Origin of the sequence: Agrobacterium sp. CNPSo 2736 (genome assembly GCF_004005385.1) — a bacterium.
Classification (GTDB): domain Bacteria; phylum Pseudomonadota; class Alphaproteobacteria; order Rhizobiales; family Rhizobiaceae; genus Agrobacterium; species Agrobacterium leguminum.
This window is the reverse complement of the sequence record NZ_RZTX01000002.1, coordinates 353,259-378,816: the sequence shown is the minus strand read 5'-3', so window position 1 is coordinate 378,816 and position 25,558 is coordinate 353,259. Positions and strand designations below refer to the sequence as shown.

Sequence of the window (25,558 nt, the reverse complement as noted above, 5' to 3'; positions counted from 1 at the left end):
CCAAGGAAACAGAACATGGAAATCGGTCTTTCCCACTACCTGACGGTCAGCGCGATCCTCTTCACGATCGGCGTCTTCGGCATCTTCCTCAACCGGAAGAACGTCATCGTCATCCTCATGTCGATCGAACTCATCCTGCTTGCGGTCAACATCAACATGGTGGCCTTCTCGGCCTTCCTGAACGATATCGTCGGCCAGGTCTTCGCTTTGTTCATTCTGACCGTCGCAGCCGCCGAAGCGGCCATCGGTCTTGCAATACTCGTTGTCTTCTACCGCAACCGCGGATCGATCGCCGTCGAAGACGTCAATATGATGAAGGGCTGATAAGGCTATGATCTACAAGGCTATCGTCTTTCTTCCACTGATCGGCTTCCTGATCGCCGGCCTGTTCGGCCGCTCCATCGGCGCCAAGGCTTCGGAATATGTCACCACCGGTCTGATGATCGTGGTCGCCATCCTGTCCTGGATCGTCTTCTTCACCGTCGCGCTCGCCCATGGCGAGCCGGGCGAGGTGATCAAGGTCACCGTTCTGCGCTGGATCCAGTCCGGCGGCATCGATGTCGAATGGGCGTTCCGCATCGACACGCTGACGGCCGTCATGTTCGTCGTCGTCAACACGGTTTCGACGCTGGTGCATCTCTATTCGATCGGATACATGCACCACGATCCGCATCGTCCGCGTTTCTTCGCCTATCTGTCGCTCTTCACCTTCGCCATGCTGATGCTGGTGACCTCCGACAACCTGCTGCAGATGTTCTTCGGCTGGGAAGGCGTGGGTCTGGCGTCCTATCTGCTGATCGGCTTCTGGTTCAAGAAGCCGTCCGCATCGGCTGCCGCCATGAAGGCCTTCATCGTCAACCGCGTCGGTGACTTCGGCTTCATTCTCGGCATTGGCGGCGTGTTCGTGCTGTTCGGCTCGATCAATTTCGAAACGATCTTCGCTGCCGCTGCGACCTATCTGCCGGCTGAAGGCGCTGCCTCCTCGGAAACCGTCATCAACCTGTTCGGCATGCAGCTGGACAAGGCCAATGCGATGACGGGCGTGTGCCTGCTGCTCTTCATGGGCGCGATGGGTAAATCGGCGCAGTTCCTGCTGCACACCTGGCTGCCGGACGCGATGGAAGGCCCGACCCCGGTGTCTGCCCTCATTCACGCCGCAACCATGGTCACCGCCGGCGTCTTCCTCGTCGCCCGCATGTCGCCGCTGTTCGAGCTGTCGCATGATGCGCTCACCGTCGTGACGCTGATCGGCGCGATCACCGCCTTCTTCGCGGCAACGGTCGGCCTCGTGCAGAACGACATCAAGCGCGTCATCGCCTATTCGACCTGCTCGCAGCTCGGTTACATGTTCGTGGCGCTCGGCGTCGGTGCTTATGGCGCTGCCGTGTTCCACCTCTTCACACACGCCTTCTTCAAGGCCCTGTTGTTCTTGTGCGCCGGCTCGGTCATCCATGCCGTCGATGGCGAGCAGGACATGCGTTACATGGGTGGCCTGCGCAAGCATATCCCCATTACCTTCTGGACCATGACCGTTGGCACGCTGGCGCTGACCGGCGTTGGTATTCCGGGCACGATGATCGGTTTTGCCGGCTTCTTCTCGAAGGATGTCATCATCGAATCCGCTTACGCGTCCCATTCGGTTCTCTCGGGCGTCGCCTTCACGCTGCTGGTCATCGCGGCCCTGTTCACCAGCTTCTACTCCTGGCGTCTGGCCTTCATGACCTTCTTCGGCAAGCCGCGCGCTTCCGCTGACGTCATGCACCATGTGCATGAATCGCCGATGGTCATGCTGATCCCGCTCTTCATCCTCACTGTCGGTGCGATCTTCGCCGGTGTGGCCTTCGAAGGTTATTTCTTCGGTCATGAATATGCCGAGTTCTGGAAGGGCGCCCTGTTTACGCTTCCGGAAAATGAAATCCTCGAAGAGTTCCATCATGTTCCGCTGTGGGTGAAGTGGAGCCCGTTCTTCGCCATGGCGCTTGGTTTCGTGACCGCCTGGTACATGTATATCAAGTCGCCCGAGACGCCGAAGCGTCTGGCCGAGACTCATCGCGGCCTCTACCAGTTCCTTCTCAACAAGTGGTACTTCGACGAACTCTACGACTTCCTCTTCGTACGTTCCGCAAAGGCGCTCGGCCGCTTTCTGTGGAAGAAGGGCGACGTCGCCGTCATCGACCACTATGGACCGAACGGCATTGCAGCGCGTGTGGTTGACGTGACCAACCGCATGGTCCGCCTGCAGTCCGGTTACCTCTATCACTATGCCTTTGCGATGCTGATCGGCATCGCGGCGCTTGTCACCTGGATGATGCTCGGGAGTGCCCTCTGATGACCGATTGGCCCATTCTTTCAACGGTCACCTTTCTGCCGCTCGTCGGCGTGGTGCTCCTGCTGCTGACGAATGAGAACGGCCCCTACGGTCGCCGCAACATTCTCAATGTCTCGCTGCTGACGACCGTTTTCACCTTCCTGGTGTCGCTCTTCGTCTGGATCGGTTTCGACAATTCGAACCCCGGTTTCCAGATGGTGGAAAAACACGCCTGGTTCGGCAACATCGCCGCCTATCATCTGGGCGTCGACGGCATCTCCATGCTGTTCGTCATCCTCACCACCTTCCTCATGCCCTTCTGCGTGCTGGCAAGCTGGGATTCGATCGAGAAGCGCGTCAAGGAATACATGATCGCCTTCCTGCTCTTGGAAGTCGTCATGGTCGGCGTCTTCGTGGCGCTGGATACGGTTCTTTTCTACGTATTCTTCGAAGCGACGCTGATCCCGATGTTCATCATCATCGGTGTCTGGGGCGGCAAGGATCGCGTCTACGCATCTTACAAGTTCTTCCTCTACACGCTGCTCGGCTCGGTTCTGACCATGCTCGCCATCATGGCCATGTACTGGCAGGCCGGCACGACCGACATGACGGAACTTCTGAAATACGGCTTCCCGGCCGGCATGCAGACATGGCTGTGGCTTGCCTGTTTCGCCGCCTTCTCGGTCAAGATGCCGATGTGGCCGGTGCACACCTGGCTGCCGGATGCCCACGTTCAGGCTCCGACCGCCGGTTCCGTCATCCTTGCCGGCGTCATGCTGAAGCTCGGCGGTTACGGTTTCGTCCGCTTCTCGCTGTCGATGTTCCCCTTGGCGTCTGATTATTTCGCCCCCTTCGTCTTCACGCTGTCGGTTCTTGCCATCATCTACACCTCGCTGGTCGCGATGATGCAGGACGACATCAAGAAGCTGATCGCCTATTCCTCCGTCGCCCACATGGGTTACGTGACCATGGGCATCTTTGCCGCCAACGTTCAGGGCGTGCAGGGTGCGATCTTCCAGATGCTGTCGCACGGCATCGTCTCGGGCGCGCTCTTCCTCTGCGTCGGTGTTGTCTACGACCGCCTGCATACCCGCGAGATCGCGGCCTATGGTGGCCTCGTCAACAACATGCCGAAATATGCCGTCGCCTTCATGATCTTCACCATGGCCAATGTCGGTCTGCCCGGCACGTCAGGCTTCGTTGGTGAATTCCTGACGCTGATCGGCGTATTCCGCGCGAACACGCTGGTCGCGCTGTTTGCGGCAACCGGCGTCATCCTCTCGGCCGCTTATGCGCTGTGGCTTTACCGCCGCGTGATCTTCGGTGCGCTGGAGAAGGAAAGCCTGAAGTCGATGCTCGATCTGTCGACCCGCGAAAAGGTCATCCTTTATCCGCTGGTTGTGCTGACGATCTTCTTCGGCGTCTATCCGGCGCCGGTGTTCGATGCGACAGCCGCATCGGTCGATCTTCTGGTAAACAACTATTCGGCTGCATTGCAGGCGGCGCAAAATGTTGCGCTCTCTATGAATTGACGACAGGACCCGTTGGACATGACCGCTGAAATCCTTTTTGCCAGTCTGCACATTGCGACGCCCGAGCTGATCCTTGCGGTCGGCGCGCTGGCGCTGCTCATGATTGGCGTCTTCTCGGGCGACAAGTCGACAACGACGGTCACCGGCCTTGCCGTTGCCCTCCTGCTCGTCGTCGGTCTCTGGATCATCTTCGCCCCCGCATCGGGCGTGGCTTTCGGCGGTGTCTACATCGCCGATGCCTTCGGCAACTTCATGAAGGTACTGGCGCTGATCGGCTCCATCACCGCCATGATCCTCGCCGTCGGTCAGGGCCGTTTCGAACCCATTGGCCGTTTCGAATATCCGGTGCTGCTGGTTCTCGCGACGCTGGGCATCCTGCTGATGATCTCGGCCAACAACCTGATCTCGCTCTACATGGCGCTGGAACTGCAGTCGCTGGCGCTCTATGTCGTCTGCGCCATCAACCGTGAAAGCCTGCGCTCCACGGAAGCGGGCCTGAAGTATTTCGTGCTCGGCGCGCTGTCTTCCGGCATGCTGCTCTATGGCATGTCGCTGGTCTACGGCTTCACCGGCAATACCGGCTTCACCGAAATCGCGCAGGTTCTGGCCTCGGAAACCCGTTCGCTCGGTCTGGTCTTCGGCCTGGTCTTTGTTCTCGCCGGCCTTGCATTCAAGATTTCGGCCGTTCCGTTCCACATGTGGACGCCGGACGTTTATGAAGGCGCGCCGACCCCGGTAACGGCGTTCCTGTCGGCTGCGCCGAAGATCGGCGCCATGGCGATCCTCGTTCGCATCGTCATCGAGGCGTTCCAGCCGGTCTTTGCCGACTGGCAGCAGATCGTCGTGTTCATTTCCATCGCCTCCATGCTGCTCGGCTCCTTTGCCGCAATCGGCCAGAAGAACATCAAGCGCCTGATGGCTTATTCCTCCATCGGCCACATGGGTTATGCGCTGGTCGGTCTCGCTGCGGGCACCGAAGCCGGTGTTGCCGGCGTCATCCTCTACATGACCGTTTATATGGTCATGACGCTCGGCACCTTCGCCTGCATTCTCTCCATGCGCCGCAAGGAAATCGGCAATGTCGAGACTGTCGAGGATCTGGCCGGTCTTTCGTCCTCCAACCCCTTCATGGCGGTTGTGCTGACGATCCTGATGTTCTCGCTTGCCGGTATCCCGCCGCTCGCCGGCTTCTTCGGCAAGTATTACGTCTTCCTCGCAGCCATCGAGGCGAAGCTCTATCCGCTCGCCATTATCGGTGTCATCGGCTCGGTTGTCGGCGCCTATTATTATATCCGCGTCGTCAAGGTTATGTGGTTCGATGAAGCCAAGGACAAATTCGAGCGTCCCGCCGGCGAACTCAAGGTCGTTTACGCGCTTTCCGGCCTCTTCGTTGTCGCCTTCATCGTCTTCGGCGGTGCACTCGGCAACGCGGTGACAGTTGCGGCGAAGACCTTCTTTTGAGCAGCACGCGCAAGCATACGGGCCGGATGTCAATCGATGACTTCCGGCACGAGGCGATGGCGGAAACGCCATCGACCAATCTGGAATGTTTCGCCCAGGCAAGGGCGGGCGATGGCGGCAATCTGTGGATCACCGCCATCCGCCAGACTGGCGGACGCGGCCGTCGCGGCCGTCCATGGGTCTCCGAACCGGGCAATCTCTACGCCTCGCTTCTTCTGATCGATCCCGCTCCGATGGACCGCATAGGGTCTCTGCCGCTTGCCTTCGCGCTGGCTGTTTACCGCGCCATCCGCGCGGTGCTGCCAACGGGTGGTGAGCCGCTCGAAATCAAATGGCCGAACGACGTTCTGATCGGCCGCCGCAAGACCTGCGGCATTCTGATGGAGGCGGAGCTGCTGCCGGATGGCCGACGCGCCATCGTCATCGGCATCGGCATCAATATCGCCCATAAGCCGGAAAATCCGCTTTACCCGGTCACCATGCTCTCCGAACATGGTGCGTCCTGCTCGCCCGACGAATTGTTCGCCCATCTTTTCCGCGAGACGGCGGAGGTGCTGGGGGCTTGGGACGAGGGCAGGGGCGTTGCCGGCATCATGGCAGGCTGGCGTGCCGCCGCCTGCGGTATCGGCGAACATATCACTGTCAACTTTCCGGACCGTTCGATTGGCGGGCGTTTCGTCGGGATTGATGATAATGGTTATCTGCTGCTGGATGAGGATGAGGGCGCAAGGCGCTCGATTGCCGCCGGCGACGTGTTTTTCGGATGAGGTGAACGGCGCGGCCCGAAAGCCCGCGCCGAACCGCTTTCGACGGGTTGGAGCTTTCCTGCGGCTCATGAAAAGCAGGGTGACGAACCGGTTCCGCATCGGCCCGGTCGATCAGATGGTTCAACAGGTCCGATGCTTAAGAGCGCGGCGGGCGCGGCAGATTGCCGTCGCCTGCGTGCTTTCGTGAATGGATAAGAAAAACAATGGCTAAACAGGACGAACTGGTCTTTGTGCCGCTTGGCGGCGTGGGTGAAATCGGCATGAATCTGGCGCTTTACGGCTACGGGCCGGAAAGCAAGCGCCAATGGATCATGGTGGATTGCGGCGTGACCTTCGCCGGCCCGGACCTGCCGGGCGTCGATCTGGTGCTGCCGGACATCAGCTATATCGCCGAGCAGAAAAAGAACCTCAAGGGCATCATCATCACCCACGCCCATGAGGATCATTACGGCGCGCTGAACGATCTCTGGCCCGGCCTCAACGTGCCGGTCTATGCCTCGCCTTTCACGGCCGGCATGCTGGAAGCCAAGCGCGCCTATGAGGGCACGCGCGCCGAAATTCCGGTGACGATCTTCAAGGCGGGCGACCGCATCAATGTCGGCCCGTTCGAAATCGAGGCGGTCGGCGTCAACCACTCCATTCCGGAGCCGATGTCGCTGGTCATTCGCACGCCGCTCGGCAATGTCATCCACACCGGCGACTGGAAAATCGACGAAGCGCCGTCGCTCGGTCCGTTGACGGATGAAGCCCGTTTCCGTGCCATCGGCGAAGAGGGCGTGCTGGCGCTGATGTGCGACAGCACCAATTCGGTGCGCGATGGTGTGTCGCCCTCCGAACACGAGGTTTCCGAAGGCCTGCGGCAGATCATCGAAAACGCCGAGGGTCGTGTGGCCGTCACCACCTTCTCCTCCAATGTCGGGCGCATCCGCTCGATTGCGCAGGCCGCGGAAGCAGCCGGCCGCGAGGTGCTGCTGCTCGGCTCGTCGCTGAAGCGCGTCGTCAACGTCTCGCAGGACCTCGGCATCATGGAAGGCATCAAGCCGTTCCTCGCCGAAGACGAATATGGCTATATTCCGCGCGACCGGGTGGTGTTGATCCTGACCGGTTCGCAGGGCGAGCCGCGCGCCGCACTCGCCAAGCTCTCGCGTGACGAGATGCGCAATGTGGCGCTGGCTTCCGGCGATACGGTAGTGTTTTCCTCGCGCGCCATTCCCGGCAATGAGAAGGCGATCATCGACATCAAGAACGGCCTCATCGAGCAGGGCGTCCATATCGTCACCGACAATGAGGCGCTGGTACACGTCTCGGGCCATCCGCGCCGCAATGAACTTCTGAAGATGTACGAATGGACGAAGCCGCAGATCGTCGTGCCCGTCCACGGCGAGGCGGCGCATCTGGTGGCGCAGAAGGAACTGGCCGAGCAGGCCGGCATCTCGCAGGTGCCGAAGGTGCGCAACGGCAATGTTCTGCGCCTTGCGCCGGGTCCGGCCGAAGTGGTCGACGACGTGCCGCATGGCCGCGTCTTCAAGGATGGCAATCTCGTCGGCGATATGGACGAGATGGGCATCAGCAACCGCCGCAAGCTGTCCTTCGCCGGCCATGTGGCCGTCAATGTCGTGCTGGATAGCCGCTACGATTTCCTCGGCGATCCCGATGTTGTGCCCTTCGGCCTGCCGGAATTCGATGACGAGGACGAGGCGATGGAAGACACGCTTTATGACGCCGTGCTCGGCGCCGTCGAAAGCATTCCGCGTGCCCGCCGCAAGGATCTGGATCTGCTGCGTGAAGCGGTGCGTCGCGCCGTGCGCGCCGCCGCCAACCAGAGCTGGGGCAAGAAGCCGATCGTGACGGTTTTCGTGACCAAGGTCTGAACCGGGACCTTCCCGGCAATCGGCCGGGGCGTCTGCCTCTTTCCCGTTGATTCCAGGGCCGTGCCGCAAAGCGCGGCACTTCTGTTTTTTCTTTTAGGGTTTCTTGCGGAGAAGTGATTCCGATCTGCGGATGAATGCGTTACAAGAAGCCCATTGTGCAGGAGGATCACATGCCGCTTCTTTCGGCCTTCGCCGTTTATTTCATCGTCTGGTGGACGGTGCTTTTCATCGTGCTGCCGATTGGCCTGCGCACTCAGGATGAGGAGGGCGATGTGGCGCTGGGCACGGTCGCCAGTGCGCCATCAAGGTTCAGGGGCGGGCGGATCGTTTTGTGGACAACCCTGATCTCGGCCCTGATCTGCGGCCTGTGGTACGGCGGAACCTGGTGGTTCGGCGTCAGCCTCGATGACCTGCCGAGAATTATTCCTGTTTTCGATTGAAAAGCTGCGCGGGCGATCGCCGTTCGCGCGCATCTGCCCACTCAGACTGGCGGCGAGCCCATGGTCGCGGTAGTTTCCGGCGGATATGACCGGGATTCTGTCATATGGATGTCATATCTCTCGTGCACACAGCAGGAACGTACTGGGTGCCTGATTCACCGCCATAATTTTACCGGAATATAGCGGCGGGGCGGGGTTCTTTGCGTAGAAGCAAAAAAAAACAAGGCCTTTCAGCCTTGTTTTCCAGGTTTCGCGTGATCTGTAACCGTTGCCGGGGCTGCGACGAGCGCGCCTAAGATCTGATCCTCCCAAGACTGACCGCGAAAATGACAAGAATTTAAACTTCCTGCCTCTTTTGTAAGCTAAAGCTAGCCCAAAGCCCCATGCTTGTCATCTCATTTTTTGCATATTTGTTACAGTCGGCAAAAAATTCTCCGTGGTGCAATTTGTCGCACCGGATCAAGAATAATATTCCGATCAAAGCGTTTTGACGCGAATTAGCTATCGCGAAAATACCGTAAAATCGCGTTTAACGCTCTTTTCATGGCGGGTTTTCATCTCGGCCGGAAACGGCTATATCCGGCGCCAATATCCCTCTATTCGGGGCGATTCCCGCGCCTTTGCGCGCCGTCGTCCGCATCAATGGAAGCCGTCATGCGTCTCAGCCGTTATTTCATGCCCATCCTGAAGGAAAACCCCAAGGAAGCGGAGATCGTCTCCCACCGCCTCATGCTGCGCGCCGGCATGATCCGGCAGCAATCGGCTGGCATCTATTCCTGGCTGCCGCTCGGCAAGCGCGTGCTGGACAAGGTCAACAGGATCATCCGCCAGGAGCAGGATCGCTCGGGCGCCATCGAGCTTCTGATGCCGACGCTGCAATCGGCCGAGCTCTGGCAGGAGAGCGGCCGTTACGATGACTACGGCAAGGAAATGCTGCGCATCAAGGACCGTCAGGACCGCCAGATGCTCTATGGCCCCACCAATGAGGAGATGATCACCGACATCTTCCGTTCCTATGTGAAGTCCTACAAGAACCTGCCGTTGAACCTCTACCATATCCAGCTGAAGTTTCGCGACGAGGTGCGTCCGCGTTTCGGCACCATGCGTTCGCGTGAGTTTCTGATGAAGGACGCCTATTCCTTCGATTTGACGAAGGAAGACGCGATCCATTCCTATAACAAGATGTTCGTGGCCTATCTGCGCACCTTCGAGCGCCTTGGCCTGCGCGCCATTCCGATGCGCGCCGATACCGGCCCGATCGGCGGCAATCACAGCCATGAATTCATCATTCTGGCCGATACCGGCGAATCCGAAGTCTTCTGCCACAAGAGCTTCCTCGACCGCGCCATTCCCGCCGAAAACACCGATTTCGACGATGTCGCAGCCCTGCAGGGCGTGTTCGACGAGTGGACGGCCGATTATGCCGCCACGTCCGAAATGCATGACGAAGCCGCCTATAACGCCATTCCCGATGGCGAGCGCCTTTCCGCGCGCGGTATCGAAGTCGGCCACATCTTCTATTTCGGCACCAAATATTCAGAGCCGATGGGCGCGAAAGTGCAGGGCAAGGATGGCAAGGAACACCCTGTCCACATGGGATCCTATGGTATCGGGCCCACACGCCTTGTTCCCGCCATCATTGAAGCATCGCATGATGAGAACGGAATCATCTGGCCGGCCTCGGTCGCTCCCTTCGATGTCGTGATCATCAACATGAAGGCTGGCGATGCTGCCTGTGATGCGGCTTGCGAAAAGCTGTATTACTCGCTCTCCAACGCCGGCAAGGATGTTCTTTACGACGACACGGACGACCGTGCAGGCCAGAAATTCGCCACCGCCGACCTGATCGGCGTGCCGCTGCAGATCATCGTCGGCCCGCGTTCGGTCGCGAATGGCGAAGTCGAAGTGAAGGATCGCAAGACCGGCGAGCGGGAGACCGTGACGATCGAGGCGGCGATGAACAGGGTGCTCGGCTAAGCACGAGTGGAAGACGGAGCGGCTTCACCCGAAGTCCGCTCCGGTTTCGTAACGCAGATGCCGCAGAAATATGGGCCGGTTTTCGGAAAAGACCGGCCTTGCAGTTTGAGATCAGGGAGACGACATGGCACAAGCCGAGGCTGACAAGGGTGCGGCTGTTTCCGCCGGGGCAAAGACTGCCCGGCCGTTTTCCGCTTTTGAACGCATGGTGGCCTGGCGTTATCTGCGGTCGCGGCGCAAGGAAGCGTTCATTTCCGTCATTGCCGGGTTTTCCTTTGTCGGCATCATGCTGGGCGTGGCGACGCTCATCATCGTCATGGCGGTGATGAACGGGTTCCGCACCGAGCTCATTTCGCGCATTCTCGGCATTAACGGCCATATGATCGTGCAGCCGATCGACCAGCCCTTCAATAATTATGATGAGCTGGCGAAGAAGTTCGCCGCCGTTCCCGGGGTCACCATGGCCCTGCCGCTGGTGGAAGGCCAGACGCTCGCCTCCGGCCGCGGCGGCGCGGGCTCCGGCGCTCTGGTGCGCGGCGTGCGCCAGGAGGATATCGACAAGGTCAAGGAAGTCGCTACCAACATCAAGACCGGCGATCTGGTCGGCTTCATGGCCGGAGATGGCGTTCTCGTCGGCTCAAGGCTCGCCGCCCAGCTCGGCGTAACGGCCGGTGACGACATTACCCTCATTTCCCCGGAAGGCGACGTGACGCCGATGGGCGTCAATCCGCGCGTCAAATCCTACAAGATATCCGGCGTCTTCGAGATCGGCATGTCGGAATATGACGCCTCGATGATCTATATGCCGCTGTCCGAAGCCCAGCTTTATTTCAACGCCGAAGGCCTCGTGCAGTCCATCGAGCTTTATGTCAGCCGCCCCGACGACGTTGACGGCATCCGCCCGCTGGTGGAACAGGCCGCCGAACGGCAGATTTATATCACCGACTGGAGACAGCGGAACCAAACCTTCTTCTCCGCCCTGCAGGTGGAAAGAAACGTGATGTTCATGATCCTCACCCTCATCGTTCTGGTGGCGGCGCTGAACATCATTTCCGGCCTCATCATGCTGGTGAAGGACAAGGGCAGCGACATCGCCATTCTGCGCACCATGGGCGCAAGCTCCGGCTCCGTGATGCGCATCTTCTTCATGACCGGGGCGGCCATCGGTATGGTCGGCACCTTTGCCGGCGTGGCGCTCGGCGTCATCGTCTGCCTCAACGTGGAATCCATCCGGCAGTTCTTCTCCTGGATATCCGGCACGGTGCTGTTTGATCCGCAGCTTTATTTCCTGAGCCAGCTTCCGGCCGAAATGGATATCAGCGAGACCATTTCCGTTGTCATCATGGCGCTGACGCTCTCTTTCCTGGCAACGATCTTTCCAGCATGGCGGGCTTCCAAGCTCGATCCGGTGCAGGCCCTGCGTTACGAATAAGGACCGCTTCGCAATATGGCAAAAAAAACAGTGCTGCGGCTTACTGGCGTCGAGAGAACCTATGGTCAGGGCGAGACGTCGCTTTCCATTCTGCGCAAGGCTGATTTCGAATTGAAGAGCGGCGAGATGGTGGCGCTGGTCGCCCCTTCGGGAACCGGTAAATCCACGCTGCTGCATCTGGCGGGACTTCTCGAACACCCAGATGCCGGCGAGGTCTATATTAACGGTGCACCCTGCAATGACCTGCCGGATGAAACGCGAACCGCGATCCGCCGCAGCGATATCGGTTTTGTCTACCAGTTCCATCATCTCCTGCCGGAATTCTCGGCGGTGGAAAATGTGATGATGCCGCAGCTCATCGCCGGTCTGACACAGGCCGAAGCCCACAAGCGCGCCAGTGCGCTGCTCGATTATATGCGGGTGGGGCATCGCGGTGAGCACCGCCCGGCGGAACTCTCCGGCGGTGAACAGCAGCGTGTCGCCATCGCCCGCGCCGTCGCCAACGCACCGCTGCTGCTGCTGGCTGACGAGCCGACCGGCAATCTCGATCCGGAAACAGCGCATTATGTTTTCGACGCGCTGGAGGCGCTGGTACGCCAATCCGGCCTCGCGGCGCTGATCGCCACCCACAATCATGAACTCGCCGCCCGCATGGACCGGCGCGTGACGCTGGCCGACGGCAAGATCGTCGATTTCTGAGCTGGTAAGTCGATCCGTCCGGTGCTCTCCAGAGAACGCCGGTTCTTCTCATTTGAATTTTTTCCGAACCCAGCGGTGCTTTTACCTCCGGGTTTTTTCGTTTTGGAGTCAGTGGCTTGCCGTTCCCATGCGGGAACCGAAGGCGATTCTGCGGCATTAGCAAGGGGAATATCAGCAAAACCCTGTTGACAATCGAACAAAATGAGAACAAAGTTGGAACATAACGAGTAAGGAGAGACCAATGACTGATTTCATCCGTGACGTTGCCGCTTTCGCCTCCATCGCTGTCTTCGTAGCCAGCTTTTCGGTGATCCTCACCGCCCTGTGAAGGGCACGCCGGCGCAGAAACCTGTATGGACGCCGCAAAGCGGTGGACTTTGAGCGCCGGAAATCGGAAAATCGCCCCCTCGATTCAGAATGACAGGATGATGATATGGGCGATGCGGTTGTGCGTGGAGAGACCTCTGGCGAAACGCTGAAAACTCCCGGTTTTGTCCATTTGCGGGTTCATTCCGCCTATTCCCTGCTTGAGGGGGCCTTGCCCCTCAAGAAAATCATGTCCAAGGCCGTCGCCGACGGCCAGCCGGCCATTGCCATTACCGATACCAACAACCTCTTTGTCGCGCTGGAATTTTCCGAAAAGGCGCGCGATGAAGGTTTGCAGCCCATCATCGGCTGCCAGCTGTCGATCGACATGCAGGATGCGGCGGAGGACCGCCGCAACCATAACAGCCACCTTCAGAAACTTCCCGCCATCGTTCTGCTGGCCGCCAATGCCGAAGGTTACGAGCGGCTGGTGGATATCGTCAGTCGCGCCTATCTGGAAGGCGAGGGCAGCGGCCATTCCGTGCATATTACCCGTGCATGGCTGGAGGAAGCTTCCAACGCCGGCCTGATCGCGCTGACAGGCGCTTCCGGCGGTCCGGTGGATATGGCCTTGAAGGAGGGCCACACCGCCCAGGCGAAGGAACGGCTGCTGACACTGAAGTCACTCTTCGGTGACCGGCTTTATATCGAATTGCAGCGCCAGTCCGGTTATGACCGTTCCCATGAGCGTCGCATGATTGGCCTTGCTTATGACCATGATATTCCGCTGGTTGCTACCAACGAAGCTTTTTTCCCTTCCAAGGCCGACTATGAGGCGCATGATGCGCTGATGGCGGTGGCGCATAACGCCATCGTCTCCGATGACAGCCGGTTCCGGCTCACGCCCGATCATTACCTCAAAAGTCGACAGGAAATGAGGACGCTATTTGCCGATCTTCCCGAGGCGCTGGAAAACACCGTCGAGATCGCGCTGCGCTGTTCCTATGTGCTGAAGAAGCGCGGGCCGATCCTGCCGCGTTTCACCGGCGCCAGCGACGATCCGGAAGCAGCCGAGCGCGCCGAAACGGAGGAACTGCGCCGCCAGGCGGTGGAGGGGCTGGACCAGCGGCTCGCCGCGCTCGGTATGGCGCCCGGTTATACGGAGCAGGAGTATCGCGACAGGCTGGATTTCGAACTCGGCGTCATCTCGCGCATGAAATTCCCCGGTTACTTCCTGATCGTTGCCGACTTCATCAAATGGGCCAAGCAGCACGATATTCCTGTCGGGCCGGGCCGCGGTTCGGGTGCGGGTTCGCTTGTCGCTTATGCGCTCACGATTACCGATGTCGATCCTCTGCGCTTCTCGCTGCTGTTCGAGCGCTTCCTCAATCCCGAACGCGTTTCGATGCCCGACTTCGATATCGACTTCTGCCAGGACCGTCGCGAAGAGGTGATCCGTTACGTGCAGGCCAAATATGGCCGCGAGCAGGTGGCGCAGATCATCACCTTCGGTTCGCTACAGGCGCGCGCCGCCTTGCGCGACGTCGGCCGCGTGCTGGAAATGCCCTATGGGCAGGTGGACAAGATCTGCAAGCTGGTGCCCAACAACCCGGCCAACCCGACACCGCTGTCAAAAGCGATCGAGGAAGAACCGCGCCTGCAGGAAGAGGCGGACAAGGAGCCGGTGGTCGCTCGCCTCCTGGATATCGCCCAGAAGATCGAGGGGCTTTACCGCCACGCCTCCACCCACGCCGCCGGTATCGTCATCGGTGACCGCCCGCTGTCGAAGCTGGTGCCGATGTATCGCGATCCGCGCTCGGATATGCCGGTCACCCAGTTCAACATGAAATGGGTGGAAAGCGCCGGCCTCGTCAAATTCGACTTCCTCGGCCTGAAGACGCTGACGGTGCTGAAGGTCGCCGTCGATTTCGTTGCCAAGCGCGGCATCAAGGTCGATCTCGCGGCGATCCCGCTGGATGACGCGAAAACCTACGAGATGCTCTCGCGCGGCGAAACCATCGGCGTGTTCCAGGTGGAAAGTGCCGGCATGCGCAAGGCGCTGATCGGCATGCGGCCGGACTGCATCGAGGATATCATCGCGCTGGTGGCGCTTTATCGCCCAGGCCCGATGGAAAACATCCCGGTCTATAATGCCCGCAAACATGGCGAGGAGGAGCTGGAATCGATCCATCCGACCATCGACCATCTGCTCAAGGAAACGCAGGGCGTTATCGTTTATCAGGAACAGGTGATGCAGATCGCCCAGGTCCTGTCCGGTTATTCGCTCGGCGAAGCCGATCTTCTGCGCCGCGCCATGGGCAAGAAGATCAAGGAGGAGATGGACAAGCAGCGCGAGCGTTTCGTCGACGGCGCCATCGAGAACGGCGTCTCGAAGCCGCAGGCCAACACCATCTTCGACCTTCTGGCGAAATTCGCCAATTACGGCTTCAACAAGAGCCACGCCGCTGCCTACGCCATCGTGTCCTACCAGACTGCCTATATGAAGGCGCACTATCCGGTGGAGTTCCTGGCGGCCTCCATGACGCTCGATATGGCGAACACGGAAAAGCTCAACGATTTCCGTCAGGATGCCGGCCGCCTTGGCATCGAGGTCGTCGCACCTTCGGTGCAGACTTCGTTCCGGCAATTCGAGACGGGCGAGAACCGCATCTATTATTCGCTCGCCGCCATCAAGGGCGTGGGCGAGGGCGCGGTAGAGCACATCGTTCAGGTACGCGACGGAAAGCCGTTCACGAGCCTTGAGGATTTCTGCCTGCGCATCGATCCCAAGCAGATCAACCGGCGTGTGCTGGAAAGCCTGATCAATGCGGGCGCTTTCGATTGTTTCGGCCGCGATCGCGCCGAACTGATCGGCGGGCTGGACCGCATCATCGGTTATGCACAGATGGCGCAGAACAACCGCACCATTGGACAATCGGACATGTTCGGCTCCGGTGGTGGAAGCGGCCCGGAAAAGCTCATCCTTCCCGCCTTCCAGCCGTGGCTTGCCTCCGAAAAGCTGCTGCGCGAATATCAGGTGCTCGGTTTTTACCTCACCGCCCATCCGCTCGATACCTATCGCCCCGTGCTGGAAAAGCTGCGGGTGCAGAATTTCGCCGATTTTTCAGCCGCGGTGAAACAGGGCGCGACTGCCGGGCGTCTGGCTGGCACCGTGACCGGCAAGCAGGAACGCAAGACCCGCACCGGCAACAAGATGGGCATCGTCACCTTCTCGGACGCATCGGGCCAATATGAGGCGGTGCTGTTTTCCGAAGGGCTCGGCCAGTTCCGCGATCTGCTCGAGGTCGGCAAATCGCTGGTCATCACCGTGCAGGCGGAAGAGCGTCCGGAAGGTATCGGCCTGCGTATCCAGACGGCGCAGTCGCTGGAAGAGAAATCCGTGCAGATGCAGAAGGCGTTGCGTGTTTATGTGCGCGATTCCGGCCCGCTGAAAACGGTGGCCCGCCACCTCAATACGAAAGGCGATGGCTCGGTCTATTTCATCGTCATCAAGGATGAGGGCAGCCGCGAGATCGAGGTGGAGCTGACGGAGAAATACCGCATCTCGCCGGAAATCGCCGCTGCGCTGCGGTCCGCACCCGGTGTCGTCGATGTGGAACTGGTGTGAGGCTTGAGGCCTCACCCGTCGCTCATACCGGCCCTTCTTTGGTCACGGTGATGAAGTCCGTTCCGGTGCCTGTCTCCAGCTGGTGACTGATATCGGAAACGGTGATCGAGCTGCCGCTTGAAAGCTCCTGCTCGATCCGCGTGCGTATTTCCGTCGGAATTTCGAGGCGGCCGAGCACGGCGCTCAATTGATCGAAGCCGCCCGGCGCTTCGGTAACGGAGACGCCGAACCGCTTGCGGGCCGCCGCCGGCAGATGGTTTTCAAGCGTCACGCCGTTCCATTCGGCGGTTCCGGCGGCGCGATCCACGGACACGGCTTCGAAGAAATGGGTTCCGAGCGCCACTTGCGGGTCCTTGATGTCGATGGCGGCCTCGAACAGCGGCTTGAAATCCTGTCGCACCATGATTTGGCCGGTCGGTGGGTGGTCTTCACCGGCGGAGGCATAAAGCGCCGTCACGAAGGCGTCGGTCAAAAGCGGGCCGGTGGTTTTCAGCCCCTTCCAGCGCTTGAAACCATTGATGGCGCTGATCGTCATCTCCCCGGCATAACCATCGGCTGAACCGGCATCGAAGCCGAGGCGGGTCAGCACGGTCTGAATATCCATCACCTTCTCCCGCTCGCCACGCCGGGTGACGAGAATGCGCAGGGGCGAGGGCTCCCTGGTCTTTGCCGCCGGCTTGAGGGCCTGGGTCTTTTCATTGACGGCAACTTCGACCGTGCCCAAGGCCGCATCGAAAGTCGCCGGGCGCAATTCCACATCCGAAAGAAGCAGCTTGCCGTCATCGGCATCGTCGCGCGGCTGAAACAGCGCCGGATGCTGCACAAAGCGCAACGAGACCGGCCGGTCGGTGATGATGACATGCACACCGGTCCGGGTGTCACCGAAAAGGGACTTGGCGAATTTGGAAGGCAGGCGCACGCAGCCATGCGAGGCCGGATAGTTCGGCACCTTGCCTTCGTGCAGCGCGATGCCGGACCATGTCAGCCGCTGCATGAAGGGCATGGGCGCAGCCGAGTAGATATTCGACTCGTGGTATTTGCGCTTTTCCAGAATCGAGAAGATGCCACTCGGTGTCTCATGTCCGGCCTTGCCGGTGGAAACTTTCGAGGTGGCGACGATTTCGCCGTTCTCATAGAGCGCGAGCGACTGGTCGCTTTTCGATACCAGTATCTGCAGGGACCTGCTGTCAGCGGCAAGCGCCGGAAAGGCAAGAATGCTGGCCGACAGCATGCCAACCATAAGACGGAGGCGGAGGGACATGACGCAATACACCACATGTACAAAACTTGCCTCACTCAATCATGCGAAGTTTAATGAAGTTTAAGGACCTCTCATTCGCAACATCACTAATTTGTGTAAAATCTAAAATATATCCGGCGCGAGGCGGTCAGGACAGGATCGCGCGACCTGTCGCACAATCCCGCAACTGTTATTTGCGCGTTCCGAACGTATAGCCCGTCTCGACGCTGCCCTTGCCGAACTTGTCGCGCAGCTTGTCCATCGCCGCTTCCGCCGCCGCCCGGCGCCCCGCCTGTTTGTCGACGAGATCGGGCGGATCGGCGAGGCCAGCATCGCGCAGATCGCTGACGCCGATGCCGATGAGGCGGAATTTGGTGCCGTCCGTTTCCTTTTCCAGCAGCGAGAGGCCGGTGCGGAAAATTCGGTCGGCAAGCTGGGTGGGGTCGTCCAGCCTGCGGTTGCGGGTGCGGCTCTTGAAGTCCGCCGTCTTCATCTTCAGCACCACCGTCTGGCCGGCAATGCCGCTCTTCTTCAGTCGCCAGGCAACCTTTTCGGAAAGCGAGCGCAGGATCGGCACCAGATCCTCATGGCGGGAAATATCGTTGAAGAAGGTGGTTTCGGAAGAGACGCTTTTGACGGGGTCGTTATTGTGCACATGCCGCTCGTCAATGCCGCGCGAGAGCCGGAAGAGGCGTTGTCCCATCACGCCATAACGGCGCATCAGCTCGCTTTCCTCCATCTCCTGCAGCTGCGCGATCATGCGGATACCGTCCGCCTCCAGCGTCGCCGCAAAGGCCTTGCCCACGCCCCAGATGGTGGTAACCGGCCGTGTCGCCAGAAAGGACAGCGCCTCCGTTTCGCCGATCACCGAAAAGCCGCGCGGCTTTTGCAGGTCGGACGCGACCTTGGCGAGAAATTTGCAATAGGAAAGCCCGGCTGAAACGGTCACGCCCACTTCCTTTTCCACGCGGCGGGCGAATTTCGCCAGCACACGGGCCGGTGGATCGTGATGCAGCTTCTCGGTGCCGGAAAGATCGAGAAACGCCTCGTCTATGGAAAGCGGCTGCACCAGTGGCGTCAATTCCTGCATCATCGCCCGGATTTCACGCCCGACACGGCTATATTTTTCCATATCCGGCTTGATGACGATTGCGTCGGGACAGGCTTCCAGCGCCTTGAACATGGGCATGGCGGAACGCACGCCGTGAATGCGGGCGATATAACAGGCGGTGGAAACCACCCCACGCTTGCCGCCGCCAACGATCACAGGCTTGTCGGCAAGCTCGGGATTGTCCCGTTTTTCAACGGAGGCATAAAAAGCGTCACAGTCGATATGGGCGATGCTCAGATCGTAGAGTTCGGCATGATAAACAAGGCGCGGGCTGCCACAGGCGCGGCAACGCCTCAGCCCCTCTGGCTGGCCGGCCAGACAGTCGCGGCAAAAACCGGGATCATAGGGTTGCGACGTGAACATGGGCCGAAAACAAAACCAGAACGTTGCCGACCATACTCCGGCCGTGACAACGGCTCAAGGGGCGTTCGCGACAAAGCCCGGATTTGAAAACCCCGGCACATGGGAAAACTTGCATATCGTAGAGAAATATTTGATCTTCACCCATATTTGTAGTTACAATTGTAGATGATTTTTTACGCATGTTCGAATGGGATGAAGAGAAAAACCGGTCAAATATCCGAAAGCATGGCGTCGGATTTCGGACGGCGATTCGAATCTTCGAGGGTGCGGTTCTTTCATGGGTCGATGAGCGCGCGGCCTATGGAGAGACGCGCTATCACAGCATAGGGCAGATCGAAGGAATAGTATTTCTGGCGGTCATCCATACCGATCGTGCCGGTCGAACCCGCATCATCTCCGCCCGGCCGGCAAACCGCCGCGAAAGGAAACGTTATGACGAAGAAATACGAAAAAGAACTGAGCCTTGAAGAACTGGCAGCCTTGCCTGACGGGAAGATAGACTACAGCGATATTCCCGAACTGGATGAACGCTTCTGGGCGAACGCAAAACTCGTGGAACCGGAAGGGACGCAGCAGATCACGCTGAGGGTCAAGAAGTCCGTCGTCGAGGCTTATAAATCCACCGGCAAGGGATACCAGACGCGTATGAATGCGGTGCTGGAATCCTATGCCCGCACATTGCTGAAACGCTGACCGCCTCCGGCTGGCGACCCGTCAATAGACGCCTGAATCCAGCCCCGGCCCGGAAAAGTGATGCCAGGCGGCCGCCACTGTTTCGGGGGAAGTATTGGTCGCGGCGCAAAACGCCATGAGATCCGGTTCATGGCTCATCAGAAAATCGGTGAGGCCCGCAAGAAAGCCGGGATCGTTGATGGCCTGGCGCAGCATATTGGCCTGCAATCCGCTCAGCGCCAGAAAACGCGCCAGCATGTCCGGCTCGTTTGCCAGCCAGCCAAGTATGGCGGCCGCCGTTTCTTGCGGATCTTTGCCGGCATTGCCTTTGTTTTTCGTATCGCGCAGCATTTCTTCCCCGAAGTTACCTATTTTGAAACCAAATCCCTCTAGCCTTGCGCAACAAATGGACGATGGAATCGGTTCTCTGGCAACTTATATGTCTGGATGAAGGTTTCAAAGCGAAACGGGGACTGCTCACCATGCCCAAGCAGGTCATGATCGTCGAAGACAACGAGCTGAACATGAAGCTCTTTCGCGACCTGATCGAGGCGTCCGGTTATACGACGATCCAGACGCGCAACGGCATGGAAGCGCTCGATCTCGCCCGCAAGCACCGCCCGGACCTCATCCTCATGGATATCCAGCTTCCGGAAGTTTCGGGGCTGGAGGTGACGAAGTGGCTGAAGGAAGATGACGAGCTGCATGTCATTCCGGTCATCGCAGTCACGGCTTTCGCCATGAAGGGCGACGAGGAACGCATTCGTCAGGGCGGATGCGAGGCCTATGTGTCGAAGCCGATTTCCGTTCCGAAGTTCATCGAAGTCATCAAGACTTATCTGGGCGATGCGTGAGGCGACTGGGGAACGGTTATGACGGCGAGAGTTCTGGTTGTTGACGATATTCCGGCCAATGTGAAGCTTCTCGAAGCCCGCCTTCTGGCGGAATATTTCGATGTCGTCACCGCCGAGGATGGTTTCAAGGCGCTGGCGATCTGCGACGAAGAGCAGGTCGATATCATCCTGCTCGATATCATGATGCCGGGCATGGATGGCTTCGAGGTCTGCGAAAGGCTGAAGGCCAATCCGAATACCGCACATATTCCGGTGGTGATGGTCACGGCACTCGACCAGCCGTCAGACCGCGTGCGCGGCCTCAAGGCCGGCGCTGACGATTTTCTTACCAAGCCGGTCAACGACCTTCAACTCATCGCCCGTGTCAAAAGCCTGGTGCGCCTCAAGGCCGTCAGCGACGAATTGCGACTGCGTGCCGAAACCGCACGGCAGATCGGCATCGAGGAAATGCTGCGCAGCGATGGCCTGATGCAGACGCCCGGCCGCGTGCTGGTTGCAGATGGCCGCGCCAGCTCGCAGGAACGTATCGTGCGGGCGCTGAAGCCCGTTGCCGAGGTCGATGCCGTCACCGAGCCGCAGGCGGCCTTGCTCAAGGCCGCGGGCAATCCTTTCGAGCTCGTCATCGTCAATTCCAATTTCGAGAATTACGATCCGCTGCGGCTCTGCTCGCAGCTTCGCTCGCTGGAACGCACCCGTTTCCTGCCGCTGCTTCTGGTGGCGGAGCAGGGGGCGGACGATATGGTGGCGCGGGCGCTCGATCTCGGCGTGAATGATTACATTCTCCGCCCGATCGATCCGAACGAACTCGTCGCGCGCTCGCTGACGCAGATCAGGCGCAAGCGCTACAACGAGCATCTGCGGCTCAATCTCCAGCACACGATGGAACTCGCCATTGTCGACGGGCTGACCGGCCTCAACAATCGCCGTTACCTCGACAACCACCTGAAGATACTCTTCGACCGTGCTGCCGTTCGCGGCCGACCGATCTCCATCTGCATGACCGATATAGACCGCTTCAAGCTGGTCAACGATACCTATGGCCACGATGTTGGCGATGAGGTGCTGCGGGAATTTGCAGCGCGCATTCGCAGCACGGTGCGCGGCGCGGATCTCGCCTGCCGTTATGGCGGGGAGGAGTTCGTTGTCGTCATGCCCGATACGCCGATGGAGCTCGCGGCAAGCGTCGCCGAGCGCCTGCGGGCGATCGTGGAGGACAAGCCTTTTTATGTTCGTTCCATCGACCGGGAATTGAGCATTACCGCCTCCCTCGGCATTGCCACCAGCAGCGGCGCCTTCGGCGCACCGGACGAAATCCTGAAGCAGGCGGACAAGGCGCTCTACGAGGCGAAACACGCCGGTCGCAACCGCGTCGTTGCTGCCGCTGCCTGAAGCGTCAGTGGCGGATTAACTAAAAATATTGCGCAATCTCTCCCTCATATCCCGACGAAATAGTTATTCGGGAATACGGGGCGGGCGTCGCGAGACTGCAAGCCATTGACCTTGGATGTATTTTATCCCTTTGCAATGAAAAGATGCAGATTGGCGATATAAATAGAGTTCAAGTTGAAAAATACGTTGAATTCAATCTCTCCGGCAACTATAGTGTGCCAGCTTTGTATACTTAACCATGTTTCCCAGGTGATGTATCTCTGGCTTAAGAATTTGTTGATTTTTATTTTACTTCTGCGCACACTCCCTATTGAGAGTAACAGTTCTTCCGGCGGTTTATCCGTCTTGTGATGATGAATGATAGCGGCTTTAGCCGTCGCGATTTCGCTCGTCAGGGGCTGGTATTGCGTAGTTTGAATGCCCCATGATGCTCAGGTCCGCCGCATCTCCTGAATCGTGGGGTCGGTCGGCTGACGATGTCCGAATCGGTTCCTCGTGCCGTAATCGCATCGTTGGCCGACCGCCTTCTTCCCGAAAATTGCCTGTTCGTGGTGCGCGTGTCGCAGCGTAGCGGCTTGTGCGGTCGTCTTCGTTCACGTCATGTGCGAGGTTGTGATACGAGGCAGGGGCGGATGCGTAGCCCTTGGGATACTTCTTCCAAGCATCTGAATGATTGCGGCGGCGGATGGGGCGTCAGGCCATATGGGCGGCTTACCAATGGCTGCTTGCGCGCTTGCCAGTAAGGGCGGCAATTTCCGAGCCAGCGGGGAGGCGGGGCCTTATTGGCCGCCTGCACAGCCTCTGGGCGCGACAAGGCTGGTGGCAGCCTCTTCCTTCGGCACAAACAAAAAACGCGCCCGTTGGGCGCGCTTTTGCCGGAGACCGATCAAGAAATTACTTGATCTTGGTTTCCTTGAATTCAACGTGCTTGCGTACAACCGGGTCGTACTTCGTCTTCGTCATCTTGTCCGTGAACGTACGGCTGTTCTTGGTGGTGACGTAGAAGGTACCGGTGTCGGCTGTCGACAGCAGCTTGATCTTGATTGTTGTAGCTTTCGCCATGGTCGTCCTGCCTTTAAACAAAAGAGAAGCCGCAGGCGCTTCTCACCTCGGCTAAATCTGGCGCGAAACTACGTATCGCGCCTGAAAAGTCAAGCCTGTTTTGCCCGGAAAACAAAACGGACGATATAAAGCACCACGTAAAGCCCGAAAAATACCGCCAGCGACCAGGCAAAGCCGTCGGTTCCGGCAAGGTCCATGGAAATGCCCACGGCCTGGGGCCCCGCAATCGTGCCCATGGCGTAACAGAAGATGAAGGCGGCATTGGCGGCGACCAGATCGGCGCCCTTCAAGCGCGATCCGAGATGGGTAAGGCCGACAGTATACATGCCCGAGACCAGCCCGCCCCAGAACAGCAGCAGGGCCGCCACCAGAAGCCAGCTCTCCACCAGGAAAGGCAGCGCCAGCGTGCCGCAGACGCCGGCAAAGGCCATCAGCCCCAGCATCGTCCGCCGGTCCTTCATCCGGTCAGAAAGCAGGCCGATCGGTATCTGGAAGACCATGTTGCCGATGCCCATCACGGTGAGGAGAAGTGCCGCCTGCGATTCGTTGAAGCCTTCCCGCGTCGCATAGATCGGAAACAGCGAAAGGCCGCCGGCCTGCACCGAACCGAAGACGAAGGCCGCCGCGGACGCCATGGGCACCAGCCAGACATAACGGACGAAATGGTGGTTGGGCCGCTCGTCCAGTTCCGGGCTTTCGCCGCGCGCCATGAAGATCGGGATCGCGGCGAGCAGGATGATCGCCGCGCCGACCAGAAACGGCAATATGCCTTCGCTTCCGACCACGGAAAACAGCAGCGGACCGACCGCGAAGCCGACCGCAAGGCCGGTGGCGTAGATGCCGAGAACCATGCCGCGCTTCCTGGGCGGCGCGGTCATGTTGATCCAGTATTCGGAAAGAATGAAAAGCGTGGTGGTGGCGCCGTGGAAAACGATTCGCAGCGGAAACCACATCCAGAAGGCCTCGGCGAAATAAAAACCGAGCGCGCTCAGCGCCGAAACGACGACTGCGAACAGCATGGTTCGCGCCACGCCGAAATCATGGGCGATCTTGGTGGTCACGGGGGCCGCCATCATCGCCGCGACGCCGGCCATGGCCGAATTCACCCCGATCATGGTGGAAGATATGCCGCGCTTCTCAAGGATGATCGACAGGAGCGGAAGGCCAAGGCCGATGGCGACACCGACCGCACTGATGGCGGAAATGGCGGCGATCAGTGAGGGCCAGTGAATGGCGTCCGCTTCTTCGCATTTCATTTGTGACATGACGGCCTTTATACAAAGTCTCGAATGAACCGGCCGTGGCGCGTGACATAGAGCCGCGCGGGGCTTTCAAAGGGCAATGAGGGATCACCTATCATGAGTTTTGTGACATCTTCGAGAACCGTGCGCGTGATTTTCGGCATGTTCAGACCGGAAAGGTCTGTCATGTCAAGCCATTGCACATTGTGCAACTCCTCGGAATCACGGGTTAGCCGGGTATCCAGCCGCAATTCGTCGGCATAACAGCAGAAGAATCGCGTGTCGTAGCGCCGCACATTGCCGGGTGGGGTGATGGCGCGCGCCACATATCGGAAGCGGGAAAGATCGGGACCCCTGGTGCTCAAGCCGAGATCCACCCCGGTTTCCTCGAAAAGCTCGCGCGCGGCGGCGAGCGCCAGTGCCCTTGCGCCGGCAGCGCTGAGCCGCCGCGCTGCGGAAGCGGTGAGGCTGTGGAGGACGGCGGGATGCAGATCGCCCGAAAAGGGCAGCGCGTGGTCGCGCGGATCGCGTTTGCCGCCGGGAAACACATAGGCGCCCGGCATGAAGACATGGGCGCTGCTGCGCTGGCCCATCAGCACCCTGAGCTGCGAGCCGGAACGGTCGAACAGAATGATGGAGGCGGCGTCCCGCGGCCGCATGGGCGCGCTCGCCGTTTCGGCACGCCGGGGAAGCTGAGGCATGTGCAAAGTCCCGCCCGCCGTCAGTGAGACGAGCCGTCGATCTGCGCTTTTTGCTGTTTTCGGTCGAAGCCGTGCATCTTCAGCGCCCATTGCAGGCCGATAACACCGCCCTTGATGGGTTGCAGCGTCAAAAGTGCGGCGAGAATGGTGATCGGTACCCAGATGGCGAAATGCACCCACATGGGAACGGAAAACACCATATCGGTCATCATGAAACCGCCGACGGCGATATGGCCGATGATGACGATGGAAATATAGGGCGGCAGGTCATCCGACCGGTGGTGGTGCATTTCTTCGCCGCAGGCGGCACAGGCGTCCACCGGCTTCAGAAAGGCCCGGAACAGGCGTCCGCTGCCGCACGCGGGACAGCGATTGGCCATTCCCCGCATGATCGAGCGGCCAAGCGGCCGTTCCGCGCTATCGTCTCCGAAGGTGACTGTTTCCGAGCCCTGATGTGCACTCATCCTTAAGTCCTTCTCCCGTTTTTCAACCGCCTGAAGCGGC

Annotated in this window: 22 protein-coding genes; 15 read left to right on the top strand and 7 right to left on the bottom strand. The window is 59.5% G+C overall.

Annotated features, from left to right (window positions below):
* Positions 1–15: 15 nt before the first annotated feature.
* From nuoK to dnaE, 11 genes are all read left to right on the top strand, one after another.
* The gene (gene nuoK / locus EM858_RS05870; protein WP_003521516.1) at positions 16–324 is read left to right on the top strand and encodes an NADH-quinone oxidoreductase subunit NuoK; all 309 of its coding nucleotides are present in this window, start codon (positions 16–18) and stop codon (positions 322–324) included.
* 7 nt (positions 325–331) lie between these two features.
* Complete coding sequence (gene nuoL, locus EM858_RS05865; RefSeq protein ID WP_035261474.1) at positions 332–2,329, top strand: NADH-quinone oxidoreductase subunit L; 1,998 nt, start codon at positions 332–334, stop codon at positions 2,327–2,329.
* On the top strand, positions 2,329–3,840 hold the full coding sequence (locus EM858_RS05860) for an NADH-quinone oxidoreductase subunit M (RefSeq protein ID WP_127756137.1): 1,512 nt from the start codon (positions 2,329–2,331) through the stop codon (positions 3,838–3,840). The genes nuoL and EM858_RS05860 overlap by 1 nt, the downstream gene beginning before the upstream one ends.
* 18 nt (positions 3,841–3,858) lie before the next feature.
* Complete coding sequence (gene nuoN, locus EM858_RS05855) at positions 3,859–5,301, top strand: NADH-quinone oxidoreductase subunit NuoN (RefSeq protein ID WP_003521512.1); 1,443 nt, start codon at positions 3,859–3,861, stop codon at positions 5,299–5,301.
* A gap of 26 nt (positions 5,302–5,327) precedes the next feature.
* Positions 5,328–6,068, top strand: coding sequence for a biotin--[acetyl-CoA-carboxylase] ligase (locus EM858_RS05850; RefSeq protein ID WP_161987840.1), 741 nt, complete (start codon positions 5,328–5,330; stop codon positions 6,066–6,068).
* 203 nt (positions 6,069–6,271) lie between these two features.
* A complete protein-coding gene (locus tag EM858_RS05845) occupies positions 6,272–7,939 on the top strand; it encodes a ribonuclease J (RefSeq protein ID WP_127756135.1) in 1,668 nt (555 codons plus the stop codon).
* A gap of 134 nt (positions 7,940–8,073) precedes the next feature.
* Positions 8,074–8,379 carry a DUF1467 family protein gene (locus tag EM858_RS05840; protein WP_162936669.1) on the top strand — a complete coding sequence of 102 codons (306 nt, stop codon included), beginning with the start codon at positions 8,074–8,076 and terminating at the stop codon, positions 8,377–8,379.
* 654 nt (positions 8,380–9,033) lie between these two features.
* Complete coding sequence (proS, locus tag EM858_RS05835; protein ID WP_003521508.1) at positions 9,034–10,356, top strand: proline--tRNA ligase; 1,323 nt, start codon at positions 9,034–9,036, stop codon at positions 10,354–10,356.
* A 124-nt stretch (positions 10,357–10,480) separates the two neighbouring features.
* On the top strand, positions 10,481–11,788 hold the full coding sequence (locus tag EM858_RS05830; RefSeq protein WP_003521507.1) for a lipoprotein-releasing ABC transporter permease subunit: 1,308 nt from the start codon (positions 10,481–10,483) through the stop codon (positions 11,786–11,788).
* Positions 11,789–11,803: 15 nt separating this feature from the next.
* Complete coding sequence (locus EM858_RS05825; RefSeq protein WP_003521506.1) at positions 11,804–12,487, top strand: ABC transporter ATP-binding protein; 684 nt, start codon at positions 11,804–11,806, stop codon at positions 12,485–12,487.
* Between the two features lie 433 nt (positions 12,488–12,920).
* Positions 12,921–16,421 carry a DNA polymerase III subunit alpha gene (dnaE, locus tag EM858_RS05815; RefSeq protein ID WP_127756134.1) on the top strand — a complete coding sequence of 1,167 codons (3,501 nt, stop codon included), beginning with the start codon at positions 12,921–12,923 and terminating at the stop codon, positions 16,419–16,421.
* Between the two features lie 22 nt (positions 16,422–16,443).
* Here the strand turns inward: dnaE and EM858_RS05810 are convergent, their stop codons facing one another.
* Together EM858_RS05810 and EM858_RS05805 are read right to left on the bottom strand one after the other, a co-directional pair.
* A complete protein-coding gene (locus tag EM858_RS05810) occupies positions 16,444–17,682 on the bottom strand; it encodes a L,D-transpeptidase family protein (protein ID WP_127756133.1) in 1,239 nt (412 codons plus the stop codon).
* 169 nt (positions 17,683–17,851) lie between these two features.
* A complete protein-coding gene (locus EM858_RS05805) occupies positions 17,852–19,135 on the bottom strand; it encodes a DNA polymerase IV (protein WP_127756132.1) in 1,284 nt (427 codons plus the stop codon).
* A 179-nt stretch (positions 19,136–19,314) separates the two neighbouring features.
* Between EM858_RS05805 and EM858_RS05800 the strand changes: the two genes are divergently transcribed.
* Both EM858_RS05800 and EM858_RS05795 read left to right on the top strand, forming a co-directional pair.
* A complete protein-coding gene (locus tag EM858_RS05800; RefSeq protein ID WP_127756131.1) occupies positions 19,315–19,602 on the top strand; it encodes a BrnT family toxin in 288 nt (95 codons plus the stop codon).
* Complete coding sequence (locus tag EM858_RS05795) at positions 19,568–19,828, top strand: BrnA antitoxin family protein (protein ID WP_127756130.1); 261 nt, start codon at positions 19,568–19,570, stop codon at positions 19,826–19,828. Before EM858_RS05800 ends, EM858_RS05795 begins: the two co-directional genes overlap by 35 nt.
* Before the next feature lie 21 nt (positions 19,829–19,849).
* Here EM858_RS05795 and EM858_RS05790 read toward each other — a convergent pair whose 3' ends face one another.
* Positions 19,850–20,158, bottom strand: a complete 309-nt coding sequence (locus EM858_RS05790) for a DUF3572 domain-containing protein (RefSeq protein ID WP_127756129.1) — start codon at positions 20,156–20,158, stop codon at positions 19,850–19,852.
* A 131-nt stretch (positions 20,159–20,289) separates the two neighbouring features.
* Here EM858_RS05790 and EM858_RS05785 point away from each other — a divergent pair, with 131 nt between their 5' ends.
* A complete protein-coding gene (locus tag EM858_RS05785) occupies positions 20,290–20,661 on the top strand; it encodes a response regulator (protein ID WP_003521498.1) in 372 nt (123 codons plus the stop codon).
* 18 nt (positions 20,662–20,679) lie between these two features.
* Complete coding sequence (locus tag EM858_RS05780) at positions 20,680–22,050, top strand: PleD family two-component system response regulator (protein ID WP_020810655.1); 1,371 nt, start codon at positions 20,680–20,682, stop codon at positions 22,048–22,050.
* A gap of 894 nt (positions 22,051–22,944) precedes the next feature.
* Here the strand turns inward: EM858_RS05780 and rpmG are convergent.
* From rpmG to EM858_RS05755, 4 genes are all read right to left on the bottom strand, one after another.
* Entirely contained in the window at positions 22,945–23,112 is a 168-nt protein-coding gene (rpmG, locus tag EM858_RS05770) for a 50S ribosomal protein L33 (RefSeq protein WP_003496403.1), read from the bottom strand.
* A gap of 89 nt (positions 23,113–23,201) precedes the next feature.
* Positions 23,202–24,368 (bottom strand): MFS transporter, encoded by a 1,167-nt coding sequence (locus EM858_RS05765; protein ID WP_162144073.1) that lies wholly within the window; start codon positions 24,366–24,368, stop codon positions 23,202–23,204.
* Positions 24,369–24,385: 17 nt separating this feature from the next.
* Complete coding sequence (locus tag EM858_RS05760; protein WP_127756128.1) at positions 24,386–25,054, bottom strand: NUDIX hydrolase; 669 nt, start codon at positions 25,052–25,054, stop codon at positions 24,386–24,388.
* Between the two features lie 20 nt (positions 25,055–25,074).
* Positions 25,075–25,518, bottom strand: a complete 444-nt coding sequence (locus EM858_RS05755) for a DUF983 domain-containing protein (RefSeq protein WP_059752697.1) — start codon at positions 25,516–25,518, stop codon at positions 25,075–25,077.
* Positions 25,519–25,558: the final 40 nt, after the last annotated feature.